We start from the raw sequence: 17,944 nt of genomic DNA, 5'->3' as shown, positions 1-17,944 counted from the left end.
GTGTCCCGACGTATCCTCAGCGTCCCAATCTTCGCAGGCACGCTTGAACGACAGGACGTAGCTGTGTCTGAATTATTGCCGGCGTCAGCCTCCAAAGCGGCTTGCCGTACCTAGTCGCCAACTCCATGACGCCTGTCGCGCTAGCGCCTTGCTGCACCAGCTCGACGACGGTTGTCGCATAAGAGCTTTGCACGGCGGCCTTTTTTTGCACCACTGCGCGATCGAACCGAAGAGCTGAATGACCCCGCACGCCCTTTTCGTCGTGCTTGTCCAGCGCGGCTGCCATCTGATCATAGACAACCTTGCTGGTCGCTTCCCAGTTGAACTTCTCGAGGAAATACGCGCGGCTGGCGCCCCTCCTCCCACTCAGCGAATCCGGATCCCGCGCCAGCGCGTTGACCTCCTCGACCAGCGAGGTCATGTCGCGCAAATCGAATACGCGTCCGAAGTTGTTGTCGGTCACAATGCTCCGCACGTATTCGAGCTCGCTCGTCAGGATTGCGAGCCCCGCCGCGAGATACTGAGACAGCTTGTTGGGACAGGCAAACTTGTATCCGAGATGAACTGATGGATCGTACGGAATTATCCCGACGTCGGCCTCCGCCGCCGCCGCAACCAGGTCCTCTTCCGCGACCGCCTCGGGAAAGAATATCCTCGTACCCAGCAGCCCGGTGCCCCTCGCAATCTCGATCAGTTCGTCCCTGTACGACCAGTGCGGGCCCCGAAGCCACAGGATCGCCTTCTCGTCCGTTCGCGGCCAGGCATCGATCAGCTTGCGAACCGGACGTTCCGGATGGAAGTTTCCCTGAAAAAGGAAGACGACCGAGCCCGGCTTCAAATCGCTGCGATCGACAAATCGCTTGCCGATCCCGGCTGCGGCGGACACCAGCTCGCAGTTCGGTACCGCAGCGAAGGGCTTGCCATATTCGAGTTCAAGCTGATCGGCCAAAGGCGGCGAGACGGTGCAGCAGACGTCGGTCAAGCTGACAAGCCTTCGCTCGATGCTCCCCCAGAACTCGAATGCCCACGAGCTATCGATGAAATTGCCTTTCCAATATTCGTGAGAGTCGTAGACGCATACGGCATTCGATTCCTTGGCGAGGATCAGCGCTGCCGGCAAGGCATCGAGGTCCGCCGCGACGACCACGTCGTAAGTGCCGATGGCCCGGGCCGCCCTCAACAAGGAGGAGTTGACGTCATAGAAATAGCCGCAGTACCACGTGAATCGATCGATCTCCGTCGTGGTTTCAAATGCACCCAGGCGCTCGGCGAGCGTTGCCCGGTTCATCTTCGAATATGCCCGCAGCATGAGCAGGACGTGTTCGGGGAGATGGTCGCCTTCACTGCCGAACTCGACGGGATTCGATACCGCATCGTCGGCATGACTTGCCCGCTCCACCCGAACCCTCGTTCGACCTCGGCCCAAATCCTCGATCGCTGGACCGAGCTTGGCCTCGCTCTTGATCCCGAGTTCGATGACGTCATAGTCGCGGTTGGTCAAACCGGTGCAAAACCAGTCGATCCTCGGATCCACGGATGGCTCGTGAGCCATCACCATCAACGCCCTTCGGCGCGGCGTCTTCGAAGCGGACGGTGCCGGCGCATCCTCGGATCCGGCAGATGATGCCGCCTGCCGCCGCGACGTCCGTTCGTTGATTTCCCGTTCCAGGGCAACATCGACCTTCTCGACGAAGCGGGCGTAGCTGAGATCATCATTCATCACGATCTCTTCGAACGCGGCGTCCGTCAGCTGCTTTGCCCTCGTGTTGTCGCCAGTGACCTCCAAAGCCTCGTCCAGATTCGAAAGGTCCCGCTTCAATGAAATGTAGTGGCGGCCGGGAACAAAGATTTCCGAGTAGCGTCCTTCGTACAGCAGCTGAACCGAGCGCGTTGCGGCGGCTTCGAAATGCCGGGGCGAGATCTGCGCATAGTCGACGTTTCCTTCATACTTGTGGAGGAACAGCTCATGAGCGCGCAGATAGAACTCCTCCGAGTCCCGAGCGCCCTCTCGGTTCAGATTTTCGTAGCCTTGGCACCATTTCTCGACGGAGCCATCAAAGTCGAACAGGTTCGATCCGCTCTCGACACCGAGGCTCACTCTCGAGTTGGCCAGGAACTTGAACCAGTTCTCGCCGCCTATCCGGTCTTCCCATCGGCTCGAGATATCGATCTTCCGATTCGAGCCCGACACCGCCTTCGCGACATCGAATCCAATCTTCCGCTTTTCAAACCCGAGCCTGCCAAACGACAAGGGCTGCACCGATCCACGATAGCCGATGTCGATGGTGCGATCCGCCAGAGGCGGACTGCTCAACGAGCGGAGGAATGGAGACACGAATCCGGTGAGCGCATGGACCACCGAAATGTTGCCGACAGTCGAACGGGGGTACACTTTTTCGAGCTCGGCCGGCGGCACGCACGTGATCAGCACGTTGAAGCAATTGTCGCGGATGAATTCGGCCCAGCGCGCCGAATGATAGTGCTCATCCTGCTTGGCGAGCACCTTCACGCCGTCATAGTCTCGGAACTTCAACGCCAGGCGGCTGTCCAGATTGAAGAGATTGGCTGGAAAATATGCGGTCGTGTTGTGAAGAATGATCCCGTCATAGGCCTTGAGATCCACGGTATCCGGCATGGCCAGACTGCCACCCCCTGGGTTGGGCCACAGATTCAGGAGGTGAAAGTCAAAACGAGTGAAGGACTGCCAGCTTGCGATCTGCTCGCCGACGGTGTTGATGCCGTGCGGGTCGAAGAAAGCGACAAGCAGGAACTTTGGTTCGCTCTTGCGGTTGGGATTTCCGCCGTAGACCGGACGGTTCTGCAGAAACGAACTCATCCTGCCTTCCTCAATTCATAGCACCCGTCGATACCCGTGACCTTGCCATCGACGTAAGGAACACCTCTGTCATCGAATACGATCTTTGAAAGAAACTTCCTGCTCTCGATCCGCAACGATGGATTCATCATCGGCGCGAACCGCTGAGGAAGCAGCGTCATCTCGAACAGCGAGATGCAGTTGCCGATGTGCTTGGCCTGAAAATTGGCCGCCGCGGCGACTGCGAACATCTCTTCGACGGTCCAGTTCCGGCTGATCGGGCAATCAAAGCCATCCGTGGAGCGACGGAACGCCTCCTCGGCGGGCAAACCACGGTACCTTTCGTCTGCCGCAGGCAGGATGTGCGTGGCGTAGAGGTGAAACCAGAGGCTGTCGCGATTGTACACCATCAGCCGCGCGTACCCCGACGGCTTCAGGATGCGCCAGAATTCCTTGAGAACCCTCTCCGGATCGGGGACGTGGTTCAACACACCGCTACAATGCACGTAGTCAATCGAGTTGTCCTCGATCGGTAACCGTTCGGCGGTTTCGCTGATCTGAATGAGCTTGCACTGATAGCCGTGCAGGTTGAGGCGGGATGCAGACTCCGCGAGGGACGGCTTAGAAACATCAAGCCCGTAGACCAGAGCGGGACGGGAGTTGGCCATGAAGCCAACCAGATCGTGCCCCGGCCCGCACCCGTAGTCGAGAATAACCTCGCCGTCGTGCGACGCTGTGGGCAGAAACTTTTCATAGTCGATGTACTGGCTATTTCGCCAATCAAGGTATTCGAGTGACTCGGTCACGCTGGAGAACTGCTTATGGAGCGTGACGTTGTGGTCGCTCCAATAATTCTCCGATGAAGGTTCGGCAGCTGTCGCGTCGCCAGCAGTGTGCGACGTCACCAATTTGCTCATCAGCAAGTTCCTCAGCTTTCTAGACATAGTTCAATGTTCGACCAGTTGAATTTTGTGTGACGATCAATTTCGATTCCCGCCGCGGCCTGGATGTTGTCCGTGGCTGGCAAAGCCGGCGGGAACTTTAAAATAGGGAAGGCAGGAAAAACCACCTTAGCCGCTCGGCGTGCGGTTTTAGTTCAGTGACCTCGGCGGAAGCTGGTTTCCGTCGGGGGCAACCCGCGTGTCAGCCGTTCATAGACCAGTTCGAACCGCTCGGCGCAAGCATCGGCGGAATGCCATTTGAGCGCAAATTCGCGACTGGCCTTGCCCAAAGCACGGCGCCTTTCTGCGTCCAGGAGCAAGTCCTTCAGCACGGCGTAGATCGTCTGTTCAGTCGCAGACACGATCGGGCATTCCTCGAGGAAGCCGAGCGTGCTCACTCCCGGCGCTTCGTCCTTTTTCATGAAGCAGATCGTCGGCCGGCCCAGCATCATGGCCTCGCAAGCCTGCGCACCGTATCGGCCGTAGTTGAGCTGATCGACGAACACATCGGCCTGCGCCTGGATGAAGCGCACATCCTTGCTCGGCACGTTGGTCACGAATTCCAACCGTACCGGCATCCCCTCGCCCCTCAATCGATCTATCGCAGCCAATATCGCCGGAGTTCCCTTGATGTTTCGGCCATTCCGGGACCTTAACTCGTAGTTCCCGACCGCATGGTAGACGATCAATTCGCCTTCGGACCGCTCCAGCTTGTACTCGGCGGGGATCTCAAGATCGGGTCGCCAGAGCTCTGCGTCGACTGCCGCCGTCAGCGGATCGCGGAAGACGTTGTCCACCGTTCCCTTCCAATCGAGAGCAGGCGATCCGCCAGTATCCACCACGTCGCACATGGTATGGATCTTGCGGCCCCATGCGAGGTTTGCGGCGTCCGAACAGACTTCCGGGTGCTCCTGCCAAACGCATTTGTTGCAGGCTCCGCTCCAGTTGACGATGCTCGATTGAGCGACACCGTCGTTGCACCCCGATACTGTGTAGCCGATCTTGATCCCTCGCTGTCTCAGGCGAAGGAAATCGACCGGCAGCCCGTCGTAGCTGCGCTGTTGATCGAAATATGCCGGGAAGATCGACATGCACCCGACCCCATGGAAGTGAACCATGCCGAACCGATCCTCGACTTCGGCAAAGAAGTCGAAGAGCCTGCGCTGAAACCGTTCTGGATCCGGGTCGAACAGATTCAGGTCTTCGCCATGATAGAACTTCGCGTTCGGCCCGTTCGGGTTTTCGATGCTGGCGGAGATCGCGTCCCACCCGCGCCTGCGCAACGCCGCGGCAAGGTAGAAGTAGTTGTAGTAGCAATTGTGGATGAATAGAACGCTGCGGCGACCGGCTCCGCTGCCAGCATCGCGACCAGTTTCCCGGGATTTACCAACCTCACGCTCAAATTCCTGGAGCGGCTTAGCGACCCTCTCGAGGTCGAGAGCACGCATGACTGCAACCGGACCAAATTTGAGGACGGAATGCCTGCGGCCCTGTTCGGAACCCTGCCCGGAGATGATCCGTACGCCCCGGCCGAGGGCGTCGAGGTCTGATGCAAGTCCGATGATCAATGGACCAATCTTCACGGCACGGGCTACGCTATCGAACATCGAGGGCGGCCGAGCGACCACGCCCGATTGATCGAGCATCAGCGTCGTCGCGGCCAAGCGCCCGCGCTGCCAGACACGAGCAAGGAGGTATTTCATACGGGCAAGAAACAAACTCGACTCCTATTTGCCGCCGGCATTGCGTCGGCCCGCCAGCGCCAAACGTCTGTCATAGTCGTCGCGGAGCCGACGCGCCCGGCCGAGCAGGGCCCGAGTGATGCGTTCGGACGGAGACATCGCGTCGGGTGTCCACCAATCCGGATGGGTCAGCAGGTGAAGGCGTTCGTGCCCCATGGCGATCACCTCGCCCATCGGCTTGAAACGCCAATAGCCGTTGGAGTCTGAGCAATAGACGTAGTCGCGCCGCAAGGTTCCCGAATACGCGTTCGACAAGCCGGCAATCTCGCTGTCCTGAAAGTCCAGCAGGTTTGACTGATCGGGATTGTGCCAGCTCAGAGCCCGGATGGGCGATTGCAGCAGCGTCTCAAGCAGGGCCTGCTCTCGACGCACGGCTGCGCTCAATGCGTCCTCGCTCCAGGTCCTGGTGGCGTAGGCGCTGGCATCAAAATGCAAGCCGATCTCATGGCCGAGCGACTGGATCCGCCGCAGCATGGCTTCGGTTTCAGGCTCAAAGATGCTATAGAAGCAGGAACGTGGATTGATGAAGTAGGTCGAAACGACGCCTTCCTGGTGTTCAATCTCTGCCAGCCGGACCGCGCGATTCATCGAGACGTCGACGTCATGCCGCCAGATGACGTGAGACCCGGAGGATTGATCGCCATAACGCGCAAAGCGATAGCCTGCGCTCTTGAGCTGGCGCAGGATGTTCTGGAACCCCGCTTCGGTGAATTCCGAGAACTCACCCAGACCGTCGTCGATGGCCGCCGCCCGGTCGATTTTGAAGATCTGCCCGTGAAGCTCCACCGTCAGGTTGCTGTGGGACGTCGACGCGCAAGCACGTCGACGCAACTCGAACTCCTGAGAGGTGGTGAGAGCGTTCACGCGGCAGAGCTGCAGGAAATCGCTGCGCCGCGTCTTAATCGGCCCCCAGCGGACGTCGGGGAGCGCCCGCATCGGCTTCCGCTCCAGCATCCGCGCTCCGCACCGCTCAATCAGCCGGAGTGCCGCCCGGTTCGCTTCGGCGAGCAGGCTGTCCGGCGTCGCATCCGGCTTCACGTCGAACATCTCCACCGCGACAATAGCGCCGTCGTCGACCCGCTCCGTCATCAAGTGGAGCGTGGCGCCGTACCTTTGCGCACTGCGATAGATAGCAAAATGATGCGGATCGCGGCCGGGAAACTCCGGTGAGGCCGCGTGCAGATTGTAGGCGGGCTTGGTCAGGCTGGCCAATAGATCGCCAGGCACGATCACACCCGTGCCGAAGCAGATCAGGCTGGTGTCCCGATCGACTGGAGCCGCGCGCAGCGACTCCAGGTCGCGGACCACCGCGATCGATGCCGAAGGCCCGAGGGCTTCCGTTACCCTGTCCAGGGCCCGCCCGGTCGAGCTCGTGAGCAGAATGATCTTTTGCGTCATGGACCCTTCGCGGCCTCCGCGAGCGGACGGCCATCCCACATCAGGTAATCGATCACCGAGAGCCCGGGAATGAACCGGGACGGCTCGCAATAGGCCTGCTGTACGAAATTCAGCTTGACGAGACCGAGACCGTTCTCTGCAAAGAGCTCATCACGCTGATATCCGGCCGCACCGTCGCCTGACAGATAGGCCGAGCCGTCGACTGCCTTCACCAGCGAGACCAGCAGGTCGGTGGCCTTGCCCGAGTATTGTAGCGTCGATTGCAGCACAAATCGGGTCGACAGGCCGAGGTGAGCCGCAATCGCCTTGATCGCGCGAATGTTGAAACTCGCGAGGTTGCTCTCGCTTTCAAGGATGAGCGGTTTCAGCACCGCCATGCCGGCGTCAAACCGCGGCGCCTTGCCGTAGTTTGCTTCCAGGGTCCGCACCAGTTTGGCGCGCCAGGATTGCGCGTCGTCAATGCTCACCGCGCCGATCGGAGTACCGAGAGACACATGCTGGAGCGGACAAGTCACCCAGCGCGCCTCGCCCTGCACCGCCAGGCGCACCCGGTTGCACCAGGACCCCATGCCGCCCGAGCCGGCGCGCGGATAGGCCACCGCATCGAGGAACACCAATGCGTCGGCGCGCCGGATCTTCTCAAAGTAGCCGAGCCACGGAAAGAAATTCGGCTGATGAATCGCAATAAGACCGGTCACGGCGGCTCACAGGCGCGCGTCGAAGAACGATTTGAGGCGACGAAACCACATCAAGCCGCCCGCAAAGACGGCGGTCGAGACCACCGCCAGGTAGATGAACATCCACAAGGGAGGCAAGGCACCATCGATGATCGGCGCGCGAAACATTGCCGCGATGACGTAAAATGGATTGAACTGAAGCAGCTTCGCAATTCCGGCCGGATAGGCGCTGAGCGGATAGAAAATCGGGGATGCGAACAACAGCAGCGTCAACACATTCGGCAGGGCCAGCGCGGTATCGCGCACAAAGACGTTCAGTGCGGCCAGGAAAAGGCCAAGTCCGGAGACGAAAAGCGTGCCGAGGAAGAGCGAGACCGGCAGGAACAGCAAGACCGGGTTCGGGGTTTCACCCGACACCGCAAAGAGAACCACGATGACGGCGAGCGATACCAGGAGCGGGAAGAGCCCGGTCAACGCGCCGACCACCGGAAGGAGTTCGGATTTGAAAGCCACGTTTTTGACGATTCCGGCATTGCCGACGACCGACGTCGTCGACGCGGAAAGTCCCTCGCTGATCGCGAGCCACGGGCCATAGCCGCTCAGAAGCCAGACCACGTAGGGGATTGCGCCCTCCCGGCCCGGCAGCCGCCCGGGAAAGACAAACGTGAAGACGAACGTGAAGATTCCCATCAGGAACAGAGGTGACAGCACCGCCCAGATCAGTCCTAGACCGGAACCGAGATACCGGTCGGCGACAGTGAGCTTGAACAAGCTCAGGAGCATGCCGAAATCTCGGCGATCAAATCCGGCAATGTTCATGTGCTGGCCGCCACGATCGCGCGCCCCCTGATTTCCGGCGAATACAGCAGCAACGGCTTGCCACCAAACTGCCCTTCGACATCCACGACTTCGAACACCCGCGTCGAGCTGTCCAATTGTCCTCTCTCATCGCTCAGCTCGACATCCAGTTGATAGAGATCGGCTCCGAGAATGAAAGGGTCCATGGCGACGCGCACCTCGAATGATGTCGAAGCCGGCAAGTCGAGCCCGGCGGAACTCGAGTCCTGTCGCCAGACAGACCGGCCATCCACTCTCACGATCGAGAGCAATATTCGGCAGCGCCCAACGGGTTTGCGCAGCGTCCCCGCGACCCGCATCTCGAGTGGATGCATCGCAGTCAACGCCCCGCTTTGATCCTTGCCGTCCTGGACCAGGTTGACTGCCGTCAACTCTCCCCCATCCCGGCGATCGCTCCGAGCGGAAGCCGATTGCCCGAACTTCTTCATCAATGTCTTTTCGTCCGCTTCACGTATCGACTGCTCATATGCCGTAACAACGGTCTTTGGATCGCCATCCATCACGATGCGACCGTGATCCATCCACAGACAGCGCGAGCACATCTGCACGATGGCCTTCAGCCCGTGTGCAACCACGATGACGATGCGTCCTCCGGCGGCTACTTCAGCCATCTTCTTCGAAGCCTTCTGGCTGAAGAAGTAGTCGCCGACGGAGAGCGTCTCATCGATGATGAGGATATCGGGCTCGATGAAGGCGCCCATCGAAAACGCCAGGCGAGCCTTCATTCCCGATGAATAGGTGCGCACGGGCCGATCGATGAATTCCCCGAGCTCGGTGAAATCGATGATCTCCTGGCGAACCGCGTCGATTTCGGCGCGGCTGCGGCCGTGGATCGCCCCGTCGAGATCGATATTCTCCCGCCCGGTGAGATCGTCGCGCAGCACCGCTCCGATCGAGAGCATCGCGTGGACGTCGCCCACCACCTCGACGGTGCCCGACGTGGCCGGCATCAACCCAGTCAGGACCGATAGCAGCGTCGTCTTGCCGGCTCCGTTCGGGCCGATGATGCCGACCCGTTCCCCCTGAACAATATCGAGCGAAACCCCTTCGAGCGCCCGCACCTCACGCACGCGACCTTCGCTCTTGCCCGCGCGCAGTGCCGCCAGCAATGAGACCGGACCACCTCCGTGCTCGGTGAGTGCGAATGTCTTGGTCAGATCGGTGACCTTTATCGCCGCGCTGCTCATTGCAATGTCCATCGCGCCGGAAGCACCAGACTTCCAGTTGCTTGCCCGACGACCTCAAGGGCAAGTCCGGTACCGTCGAGCCAGCTGTAGCCATCAAGGCCGATACGCTTGCCGGTCTCGTCGACCAGCATGAGGCCGAGCCGGCACTGATAATGGCCAGGCTCGAGCGGAAACGCGGGCACTGAAGCCTCAACTGCGTAGCGTCCGGGTGCATTGCCCACCAGGACGGGGGCGCGCGACATCACCGACGTTTCCCAACCGAAGCCGGGCTGGAGACGCTCGATGGTGAATGTCGAAAACACCTCGGAGGGCTGAAGTATCTCGGCCTCGGCCCGCATGATAAAATCTTCGCCCTGCCTTATCGTCGGCGGATAGGACGGTGGCGCATTGAATTTCGCAATGCCTGCGACGTATTCGTCCCCCCCCTGATCGCTATAGAGGTATTGCCGCACGGCCCGGTCGGCCGGCCCCGAGAAAATCACCTTGCCGCCCTCCAGAATGCGCGCGGTTTCGCACAAGCGCAGGATCGCAGCCCAGTCGTGGGTCACGAGAATTCCCGTTGCGCCTCTGGACAGCCTGTCGCGCAGCCGCCGCCAGCACTTAGACTGGAAGTGCTGATCCCCGACCGACAAGATCTCGTCGAGCAGATAGACATCGTACTGGCCGGCCGTCGCCGTTGCGAAATAGAGCCGCGCTCCCATGCCAGCCGAATATGTCTGCACGGGGTCGTCGAACCGGTCTTCGAGCTCCGAGAAATCGTGGATATCGGCGATCATCTCAGACCGCTCGCGGGCCCCGAACCCATGCACCATCAGCAGACGATCGGCATACTGGCGGCCGGTGAGTTCCCGGCTCGCCACGACGCCGAGCTCGTAAAGTGCCGACATTGCCCCCCTTACGGAGATGCGTCCGACGTCCGGTGCATAGGCGCCACCGATGATCCGCAGCAGCGTCGACTTGCCTGCCCCGTTCCGGCCAAGGATGCCGACAAACTGCCCCTTGGGCACGTCGAAAGTCACATCTTGAAGCGCCTTGAAGCGGGCCACCGATGCGTCGAGCCCAAACGCGATCCGCCACGCATTGCCGCGATCGATCAGCGCAAAGCTCTTCGAGACCCCCTCGCAGGTGATGGCTACGGCGCGACGCATTCTCGTGAAATTCCTTCGGGCAGGCCGGACGCTGAAGCTCAGGTCGCCGCGAGCGCGCGGCTCAACGCCTCGACGACGATGTCGATATCCGACATCGTCATGCCGGGGAACAGCGGCAGCGTGATCGTCGTATCCTCGGCCCTGATTGCATTCGGAAACTGATTGGGATCGAGACGATATTTGTCCCGATAGTATCCCAGCCCAGGTACGGCGTGCGTTCCCGGTCGGGTCTGAATACGTTGCTCGGCGAAAGCGGCCATCACCGCATTGCGACGACGGCGACCGCCATCGGAAATCCGAACGACGAAGGACTGATAGCTGTGACCCGCGTCCTGGGCTGGTAGCACGATGTCGGGGATGTCCGACAGACGCTCCCTGTATGAAGCCGCAAGACCGCGACGCTCCGCCAGGAGAGTGTCGAGTTTGGCCATTTGCGCAACGCCGACCGCGGCCTGAATATCAGACAGGCGCAGATTGTATCCGATGCGATCGTAGTTCGCCATCGTCCACGGCCCAACGCCTTCGTCCTCGATGATGCGCTGGCTGCCGGCACCATGATTGCGCACCGAGCCGATGATCGCGGCAATCGAGTCATTGTTGGTCGTCACAGCTCCGCCCTCGCCCGTGGTCACGACCTTCCGCGGGTGAAACGAGAAGCAGCCGATATCCCCGAGCCCGCCGACGGGCTTGCCACGATAGGACGTACCGATCGCGCAAGCCGCATCTTCGATAATCGCGATCCCGTGGCGCGATGCGTGCGCGCGGATTTCATCCATCGGCGCGGCCAGCCCGAACAGATGCACAGCAACGACTGCCCGTGTTCTCGGCGTGATCGCCGCCGCGAAGGCTGCGGGATCAAGGTTGTATGTCGCGAGATCGATATCAGCGAACACCGCCTTCGCTCCGACATATTCGGCGCAATGGGCACTCGTCACCCATGTGAAGGCCGGCACGATGACCTCGTCTCCCGTCTTCAGTCCCAGAGCCATCGTGGCAAGGTGCAGGGCGGCGGTGCAGGACGTCGTAGCGAGCGCGTGTTTCACGCCGTGCCGTTCGGCAATGAGCCCCTCGAACTTCTGGGTCATCGGCCCTTGCGTAACCCAGCCGGAGCCCAGACAGGCGCGCAACTGCTCGATTTCGGCTTCGTCAAATTTCGGCGCTGTAAGCTGCATCATGGTGCCAGGAAGAGAGGAGTGGTCAGAGAGCGAACGACAACAAGTCGGGACTCTCGTAGGTGTGACGTTCGTCGGACTGGGTTTCGCCGAGGAAGAGATCGAGATAGGGAAGATATGAGTCTGCCCCGACCAGAACAACCTCTATCTTTCCGCGCGTTCGCAAACCGTCGAGTCTTCCGGCGACCTTCTCCCGGTGCAGTCTGCGCAGCGCGCCTTGAAAGGCAAGACCGAAGCTCGGACCAAGCATCTGCGGCAGAACCCGCCAAGAATAATAGGCCAGCAGGAACGACGGATGCCGTGTTCCAAATTCGAGATCGTGAGGGGCAAACAGTTTCTGCCAAGGAAGCCGGATATCCTTCTGAACCTTCGACAGCGGTCGCGCTCCCGGAACTTCGTGATGCTCTTCCAGCAAAACCGGGAGGACGCGCGTGCCGAGGCCGTGCTCGTCGATATATTGCCTCAGCCCCACGCACGTCCCCATCGTGCCCGACGCCACGGCTACCAGCGAGACTTCTCCGGTCGCCGAAAAAAGCTGCGGCGCAAGATGGGTCTTGTGCGCCCAGGGATTTCTCCAGTTGTCGTACTGGTCGAGGGTGTAATTTCCCTCCTGGGCTCCCTCGCGACGGGCGCGCTCAACCGGCGTTTCTGCGGGGTCGCTGTGCAGGACGACCTCGACGCCGCCCCCCATTACGGAGATGGCATTGATCTTGCCGCGCGCCGTACCGGCCGGCATGATGAGCTGGCAGCGGATGCCGAGCGCCTTGCAGATCTTGGCGATGCCGTGCCCCGTATTGCCGCTGGTCGCCTCTTTCACGATGGTTCGTTGCGAGATCAGACCTTCGGAGATCGGTCCGAGCAGCAGTTCACGCGCCATATACGACTTGCTGTGCTCGACCTCGCCTGGAATCGACGCCGCCCGGATGACGACGCCATCGCCGTGGAATGGATTGAGCCATTCCGGAAACGGTGCGGAAACACGCACCAGGCGGCTGGCTGCCGGATCAGTCGCAGCAAGAAACGGATGATGCGCAAGGCTCATGGCTTGTCACCTTCTTGATCAGCAGTAACGAACTGCACGGATTCGACCAGTCTTGCGGCGCGGTCGCGCGCCTCCGCGTTCGATTTCGATCGCACCAGCACATAACCCGGGCGTGCCAGATCGTTGTGAAGGTCGAGTCGGGCCTTGCCGACCTGTTCGTACATCTCGGCATCGACCACGTCTGGGAGATCCTTGATCCCGCGGAAGCCATCGATGGCCCGCAGAATGCCCTCTCCCCGCGGGAAATAGTGCCACACCAGATGCTCGGATGCTTTTCTCGTGAAGTCCGGCAGGCCACCGGTCAAGATCGCCGCGAGCAGTCCCGGGTAGTCATAGCCGGTCGATATCTCGCAGATCGGATGGAAATTGAGGCCACCGCCCGGACGTCCTCCGACCTCGAGCAGAAATGCCTCACCATTACGGATCAGGACTTCGAAATGCGTCGTGCCATCGGTCAAGCGCATCGATGCACAAGCGGCAAACACGAGGCGTTCGAGCGCTGCCCGGTGGGAGTGACCGATAGGTCCGGGGAAGTGGAGCTTTTGCACCACCGTATCGTTCCCGGGATAGTTCTCCTTGTCGGAGATCGACAACAAGGTCGGGCTTCCGCGGCAAATCAACACCTCCAGTGTGTGCTCGGTTCCCTGGATGAATTCCTCGATGACCACGTCGCCGTCGAGATAGGTCTTCTCGACGTCGCTCAGACGGGCCTGCACCTCGTCCCAGCCGCGGGCGACAAACACGCCGCGGCTTCCTCCACCCGAAAATGCCGGCTTGACCACGGCCGGCCAGCTCTCCCATTGCGGAAGCTGCCCGGCCGCAAGTTGCGCCACCGTGCTGAACACGCAGCGCGCAGTCGGCAATCCGCCCTCGATCCAGCAACGCTTCATCGCAACCTTGCTGACGAAGCAAAGCTCTGCAAATTCGTTCCAGCCTGGCAGACCGCGTTCTCTCGCGATACTGGCTGCGGCGCGGATGGCAAAGTCGTTCAGCGGAATGATCCCGTCGAATGCGACCTCTGCCAGCGCTGCCGACGTCGCGGCAACGTCGGAGAAATTCTGCTGGACAAACAGGTCCGCGACGTCACGCGCGGGGGCCTCTGCGCTGCCGTCGACCGCAACGACACGATAGCCATGTTGCTGGATCCGCTTGATGGCCGGGCATGCCATCTGATTGCCACCGAGCAATACAACAGTCTTCATCGGTTTCAGCTCCAGCTGCTTCCCACGCGTCGGCGACTAGCTAGCGGCCCATACCGCGCCATCGGCCGGTTAATTCGGCGAAGCGCTCCTGTTGGGCAGCGAAGATGAAATTGTCCTTGTCGATCGCATTGTCCTTGTACGCGTAGATGGCGTACTCGTACGGCATGTAGTCATGCCTGACCGTAAATCTGTTGGTCAGGCCGGTAACGACCCGAAGCACGTCTGCGAACGGCGGCCTCGCGTGAACCGGGTGGGTGTAGTCGACCAGCGGGCTCAGCAGATTGAAGACGAGGCCCTTTCGGCAGAGCCCCCACATGATCCCCAGCATGCTTTCAAAATGATCCATGAAGGGCACGGCTTCGGTTGCACTGCTGAGCGCCTGGCAGCAGAAGCACCAGTCCCAGACGCGATCCGGCGGCGTCTTCTGGATATCGACAACAGCGAGCTCCGCTTCGGGATAGACACGCTTTCCTTCCTCGATCAGCTGCGCGTTGATGTCGATCCCGGTGTAGACGCCCTGCCAACCCGTGGAGCGGAGAAAATCGAACAGGTCGCCGTAGCCACAGCCGATATCGACGATCGAATCGGCCGCCAGCAAACCGTCAACCTGACGCAGGATGTCAAAGAAGAACGCCTGTCGATGCTTGGGTTCGCCGAGTGCGGCGGCGCCATGCCCGATCTCGTCGATACGGCTCGCGTAGCGCGCCAGGATCTTTTCCTTGTCAATATCGTGCATGAGTTCGCTCGGTTGGTCGGGAGTTTCAGTTAAAGACCGGCTCGTTCAGCCTGCGGCGCCTTGGCCCGTATCAATTCACCGAACGCGTCGCCGTTGACGATGCCTGATGCTCGGAAGATTGCTGACGCAACGCATATTCGACGTTGATCAGCGACCAGATGAGCAGGCGGCGATTTTCGCGACCGTCGAGATGATCGCCGATCAAGGCGCGCAGCGGCTTGGGGTCGAGGTAGCGGTAGATTTCCGCTTTATCGTCGAACAGGATGCTGCGGACGAAATCGATGCTCTGCCCCTTGAACCAGCTTGCGTCCGGACCGGAGAAACCCTGCTTGCCCCGTTCGGCGACTTCTTGCGGAATATGGCGAAGCATCACGTTTCGCAGCAGCATCTTGCCGTCGTGAGCCTTGTGGAAATATGCTGCCGTCTTCCTGCCCAGTGCATTCTCGTCCAGTGCGACGACCTCGTCGAGCTTGCCGAGTTTCATCCGGACCGGCAGCTTCATGGCGAAATCGACAAGATCGTTGTCAAGAAACGGCACGCGCGTTTCCAGCGAATGCGCCATCGACAGCTTGTCCTCCACGGTCAGCAGCCCGTGGAGAAACGTCTTGGCCTCCAGATAGAGCGAATGATTGACGTAGTCCTCCGGACGGGTCAGGCGCTCCGCGTGCTGGCTGAACATGTCCCGGAAGATATCGCGCGTCCAGACACCCTGCACCTCGCTCCAGATCGGCGCGAAGACACGCTTCAGCACGCTGTTGGGAATGAGGCGCTGCCAGTAGTCGTAATACTTGTCGATATACTCCTCGAAGCTCTGGTTCACCACGGCACGATAGTAACGCCACGGATAGCCGCCGAAGATCTCGTCGCCGCCGGTCCCCGCCAAGACGACCTTGTTGAACTTGCTGGCGAGCTGCGCGACGTAATAGTTCGGATAACTCTGTCCGACCCGCGGCTCTTCCAGATGCCAGGTCAGCTTGGGAAGTACGCGCTCCATGTCGCCCGACTTCAGCACCATTTCGTAGTGCTCGGTACGAAACAGATACGACATTCGCTCCGAGGCAGCGCGCTCGTCGTACTGCAGCTCCATGCCGGACACCGAGCTCAGGTCGAAGCCGCACGTGAAGGTCCGCATGTAGCTGAGCGACTGCGCCGCGATCGCCGTGACCGTTCCCGAGTCCAGGCCGCCCGAGAGATACGCCCCGATGTCGACATCCGATACGAGCTGCCGCTTCACGGCCTGCTGAATCAGATGGTCGAGCTCGTCCTGGTAGTCAGCTTCGGACCGGCCCGTCTCCGGCTCCTGAAAGGCATAGTCCCAGTATCGGGTCAGCCTTGGCTGCGTGCCGGGTGCAGCCTCGGGCGATACGGTCAGGTAGCAACCCGCGGGCAGGATACGAACGCCCTTGAGCAAGGTGCGGTCAGTGAAGAAGTTCTGGAACGTGAAGTACTCGAACAGCCCTTCGGAATCGAGCTGTGAGCTGAAGTTCGGAACGGCACGGAAGGCCTTCGATTCCGATGCAAACAGCAACTGGTTGCCGCCGGACCAGTAGTAAAGCGGCTTGATGCCGTAGCGGTCCCTCGCGAGCGTGAGCTTGCGCTCCTTGCGATCCCATAGGGCGAAGGCGAACATGCCGTTGAAGCGCTGCAGGGCACCCAGGCCCCATGCAGTGATCGCTTGCAGCAGGACTTCGGTATCGCTGGTCGACCTGAAGCGATGCCCCTGCGATTCAAGCTCGGCGCGAAGCTCCCGGTAGTTGTAGATTTCGCCATTGTAGGAAATCACAAACCGGCCGTCGGCCGTGTGCATCGGCTGCTCGCCGGTCGGGCTGAGGTCGATGATCGCAAGCCGGCGATGTCCGAGACCGATCGCGCCGTCGATCCATTGGCCTTCGCCATCCGGACCACGATGGGCGATCGCCGTCGTCATCGCACGCAAAACATGCGAAGAGACCGGCCGCTGGTCGAGGTTAAGAATGCCTGCGACGCCGCACATGCCTAAATCCGCCTGATCCCGGACCGCAAAGCCTTATTCAAGGCCGGCCTTCGCACGTCGGCGCTCGAGGCCGGTCCGGTGCTTCGACCGCCATTCGATCAGCATCTGCAAGCCCTCACGCAAATCGACTTCGGCAGTGAAGCCGATCTCCTCTGCGGCTCGCTTCGTGGAGCCGACCCGATTGCGGACGAACGTCGCATTGCTCCGCGGCGCATACTGGATCGGCTGATTTGACCCCGTCAGCTGCAACAGCAATTCGGCGAGCTGCTTGAGCGAGGTGCGCTCGCCCGTGCCGACATTGTAGTAGCGGGCGACCGTATCGGCCGACATCGCGCAGATGTTTGCACGCGCACAATCCAGCACCGACACGAAGTCGAACGCTTCCGAACCATCTCCCAGGATGGTCGGCCCTTCGCCGCGGTCGATCGCATCGAGCATCTTCATGATGACCGCGATGTAGGCGCCCTGATAGTCCTGACGCGGCCCGTAGACGTTCATGTAGCGCAGGCCGACCGCCGGAAGGCCATAGCGGTGACAGAATGCGGTCGCCATCGCCTCGCCCGCAATCTTGGTCGCTCCGTAGAAATTCTTGTTGTTGAAGGGATGATCCTCGGTCATCGGCTCTTCCACGGCATCGCCGTAGACCGAAGCCGACGACGAATAGACGAGACGCTTGATCCGGTTTGCGACGCAGGCTTCGAGCACGTTGAACGTACCGCGGATGTTGGTGTCGAAGGCCGCCCGCGGAAATTCATGACATTGCAGCAGCCACAGCGCGGCAAAGTGGAACACACCATCCTTGCCCTTCATCGCGGCGTCGAGGATGTCGGGTTGGCAGACATCGCCACCCGCTTCGAATATCTTGACCCGCGGATCCCTGAGGATCCGGTCGAGGTTCTCGAGGGAACCGCGCGCGAAATTGTCGAAGATCACGATCTCGCCGACGTCGTGCTTCGCGAGCTGCTCGACTGCATGGGAGCCGATCAATCCCGCTCCGCCGATGACGAGGAATTTCTTGCCGTTGATTTCCAAG

At 60.6% G+C, this 17,944-nt stretch carries 14 protein-coding genes; all 14 read right to left on the bottom strand.

Going from position 1 to position 17,944, the window contains the following annotated elements:
* Positions 1-16: 16 nt before the first annotated feature.
* The 14 genes from Q0030_RS03465 to Q0030_RS03400 all read right to left on the bottom strand — a co-directional run bounded on the left by Q0030_RS03465 (position 17) and on the right by Q0030_RS03400 (position 17,943).
* On the bottom strand, positions 17-2,836 hold the full coding sequence (locus Q0030_RS03465; protein ID WP_298363196.1) for a glycosyltransferase: 2,820 nt from the start codon (positions 2,834-2,836) through the stop codon (positions 17-19).
* Positions 2,833-3,732 (bottom strand): class I SAM-dependent methyltransferase, encoded by a 900-nt coding sequence (locus Q0030_RS03460; protein WP_298363195.1) that lies wholly within the window; start codon positions 3,730-3,732, stop codon positions 2,833-2,835. The genes Q0030_RS03465 and Q0030_RS03460 overlap by 4 nt, the downstream gene beginning before the upstream one ends.
* A gap of 179 nt (positions 3,733-3,911) precedes the next feature.
* Entirely contained in the window at positions 3,912-5,474 is a 1,563-nt protein-coding gene (locus tag Q0030_RS03455) for a hypothetical protein (protein ID WP_298363194.1), read from the bottom strand.
* A 9-nt stretch (positions 5,475-5,483) separates the two neighbouring features.
* Positions 5,484-6,896: a formyltransferase family protein gene (locus Q0030_RS03450; RefSeq protein WP_298363193.1), complete on the bottom strand. Its 1,413-nt coding sequence runs from the start codon at positions 6,894-6,896 to the stop codon at positions 5,484-5,486.
* Positions 6,893-7,594, bottom strand: coding sequence for a WbqC family protein (locus tag Q0030_RS03445; protein WP_298363192.1), 702 nt, complete (start codon positions 7,592-7,594; stop codon positions 6,893-6,895). Before Q0030_RS03445 ends, Q0030_RS03450 begins: the two co-directional genes overlap by 4 nt.
* Positions 7,595-7,600: 6 nt before the next feature.
* Positions 7,601-8,392 (bottom strand): ABC transporter permease, encoded by a 792-nt coding sequence (locus tag Q0030_RS03440; RefSeq protein ID WP_298363191.1) that lies wholly within the window; start codon positions 8,390-8,392, stop codon positions 7,601-7,603.
* On the bottom strand, positions 8,389-9,618 hold the full coding sequence (locus Q0030_RS03435; protein ID WP_298363190.1) for an ABC transporter ATP-binding protein: 1,230 nt from the start codon (positions 9,616-9,618) through the stop codon (positions 8,389-8,391). Before Q0030_RS03435 ends, Q0030_RS03440 begins: the two co-directional genes overlap by 4 nt.
* The gene (locus tag Q0030_RS03430) at positions 9,615-10,766 is read right to left on the bottom strand and encodes an ABC transporter ATP-binding protein (RefSeq protein WP_298363189.1); all 1,152 of its coding nucleotides are present in this window, start codon (positions 10,764-10,766) and stop codon (positions 9,615-9,617) included. Before Q0030_RS03430 ends, Q0030_RS03435 begins: the two co-directional genes overlap by 4 nt.
* A gap of 38 nt (positions 10,767-10,804) precedes the next feature.
* The gene (locus Q0030_RS03425; protein WP_298363188.1) at positions 10,805-12,079 is read right to left on the bottom strand and encodes a DegT/DnrJ/EryC1/StrS family aminotransferase; all 1,275 of its coding nucleotides are present in this window, start codon (positions 12,077-12,079) and stop codon (positions 10,805-10,807) included.
* Positions 11,964-12,980, bottom strand: a complete 1,017-nt coding sequence (locus Q0030_RS03420; RefSeq protein ID WP_298363187.1) for a pyridoxal-phosphate dependent enzyme — start codon at positions 12,978-12,980, stop codon at positions 11,964-11,966. Before Q0030_RS03420 ends, Q0030_RS03425 begins: the two co-directional genes overlap by 116 nt.
* Positions 12,977-14,182: an ATP-grasp domain-containing protein gene (locus tag Q0030_RS03415; protein WP_298363186.1), complete on the bottom strand. Its 1,206-nt coding sequence runs from the start codon at positions 14,180-14,182 to the stop codon at positions 12,977-12,979. The genes Q0030_RS03420 and Q0030_RS03415 overlap by 4 nt, the downstream gene beginning before the upstream one ends.
* A 40-nt stretch (positions 14,183-14,222) precedes the next feature.
* Positions 14,223-14,918, bottom strand: coding sequence for a class I SAM-dependent methyltransferase (locus tag Q0030_RS03410; RefSeq protein ID WP_298363185.1), 696 nt, complete (start codon positions 14,916-14,918; stop codon positions 14,223-14,225).
* Positions 14,919-14,988: 70 nt separating this feature from the next.
* On the bottom strand, positions 14,989-16,911 hold the full coding sequence (gene asnB, locus Q0030_RS03405) for an asparagine synthase (glutamine-hydrolyzing) (protein ID WP_298363184.1): 1,923 nt from the start codon (positions 16,909-16,911) through the stop codon (positions 14,989-14,991).
* A 33-nt stretch (positions 16,912-16,944) separates the two neighbouring features.
* Positions 16,945-17,943: an NAD-dependent epimerase/dehydratase family protein gene (locus Q0030_RS03400; protein ID WP_298363183.1), complete on the bottom strand. Its 999-nt coding sequence runs from the start codon at positions 17,941-17,943 to the stop codon at positions 16,945-16,947.
* Position 17,944: the final 1 nt, after the last annotated feature.

The organism is uncultured Bradyrhizobium sp. (assembly GCF_947648125.1).
In the GTDB taxonomy this organism is placed as follows: Bacteria; Pseudomonadota; Alphaproteobacteria; order Rhizobiales; family Xanthobacteraceae; genus Bradyrhizobium.
Note: the sequence above shows the minus strand (reverse complement) of the source record. Positions and strands in the feature narration are given on the sequence as shown.

Coding starts and splice junctions, on each gene's coding strand:
- Q0030_RS03465 (WP_298363196.1), bottom strand. CDS start 2,836: ATGAGTTCGTTTCTGCAGAACCGTCCGGTCTACGGCGGAAATCCCAAC.
- Q0030_RS03460 (WP_298363195.1), bottom strand. CDS start 3,732: ATGAGCAAATTGGTGACGTCGCACACTGCTGGCGACGCGACAGCTGCC.
- Q0030_RS03450 (WP_298363193.1), bottom strand. CDS start 6,896: ATGACGCAAAAGATCATTCTGCTCACGAGCTCGACCGGGCGGGCCCTG.
- Q0030_RS03440 (WP_298363191.1), bottom strand. CDS start 8,392: ATGAACATTGCCGGATTTGATCGCCGAGATTTCGGCATGCTCCTGAGC.
- Q0030_RS03435 (WP_298363190.1), bottom strand. CDS start 9,618: ATGAGCAGCGCGGCGATAAAGGTCACCGATCTGACCAAGACATTCGCA.
- Q0030_RS03430 (WP_298363189.1), bottom strand. CDS start 10,766: ATGCGTCGCGCCGTAGCCATCACCTGCGAGGGGGTCTCGAAGAGCTTT.
- Q0030_RS03420 (WP_298363187.1), bottom strand. CDS start 12,980: ATGAGCCTTGCGCATCATCCGTTTCTTGCTGCGACTGATCCGGCAGCC.
- Q0030_RS03415 (WP_298363186.1), bottom strand. CDS start 14,182: ATGAAGACTGTTGTATTGCTCGGTGGCAATCAGATGGCATGCCCGGCC.
- Q0030_RS03410 (WP_298363185.1), bottom strand. CDS start 14,918: ATGCACGATATTGACAAGGAAAAGATCCTGGCGCGCTACGCGAGCCGT.
- asnB (WP_298363184.1), bottom strand. CDS start 16,911: ATGTGCGGCGTCGCAGGCATTCTTAACCTCGACCAGCGGCCGGTCTCT.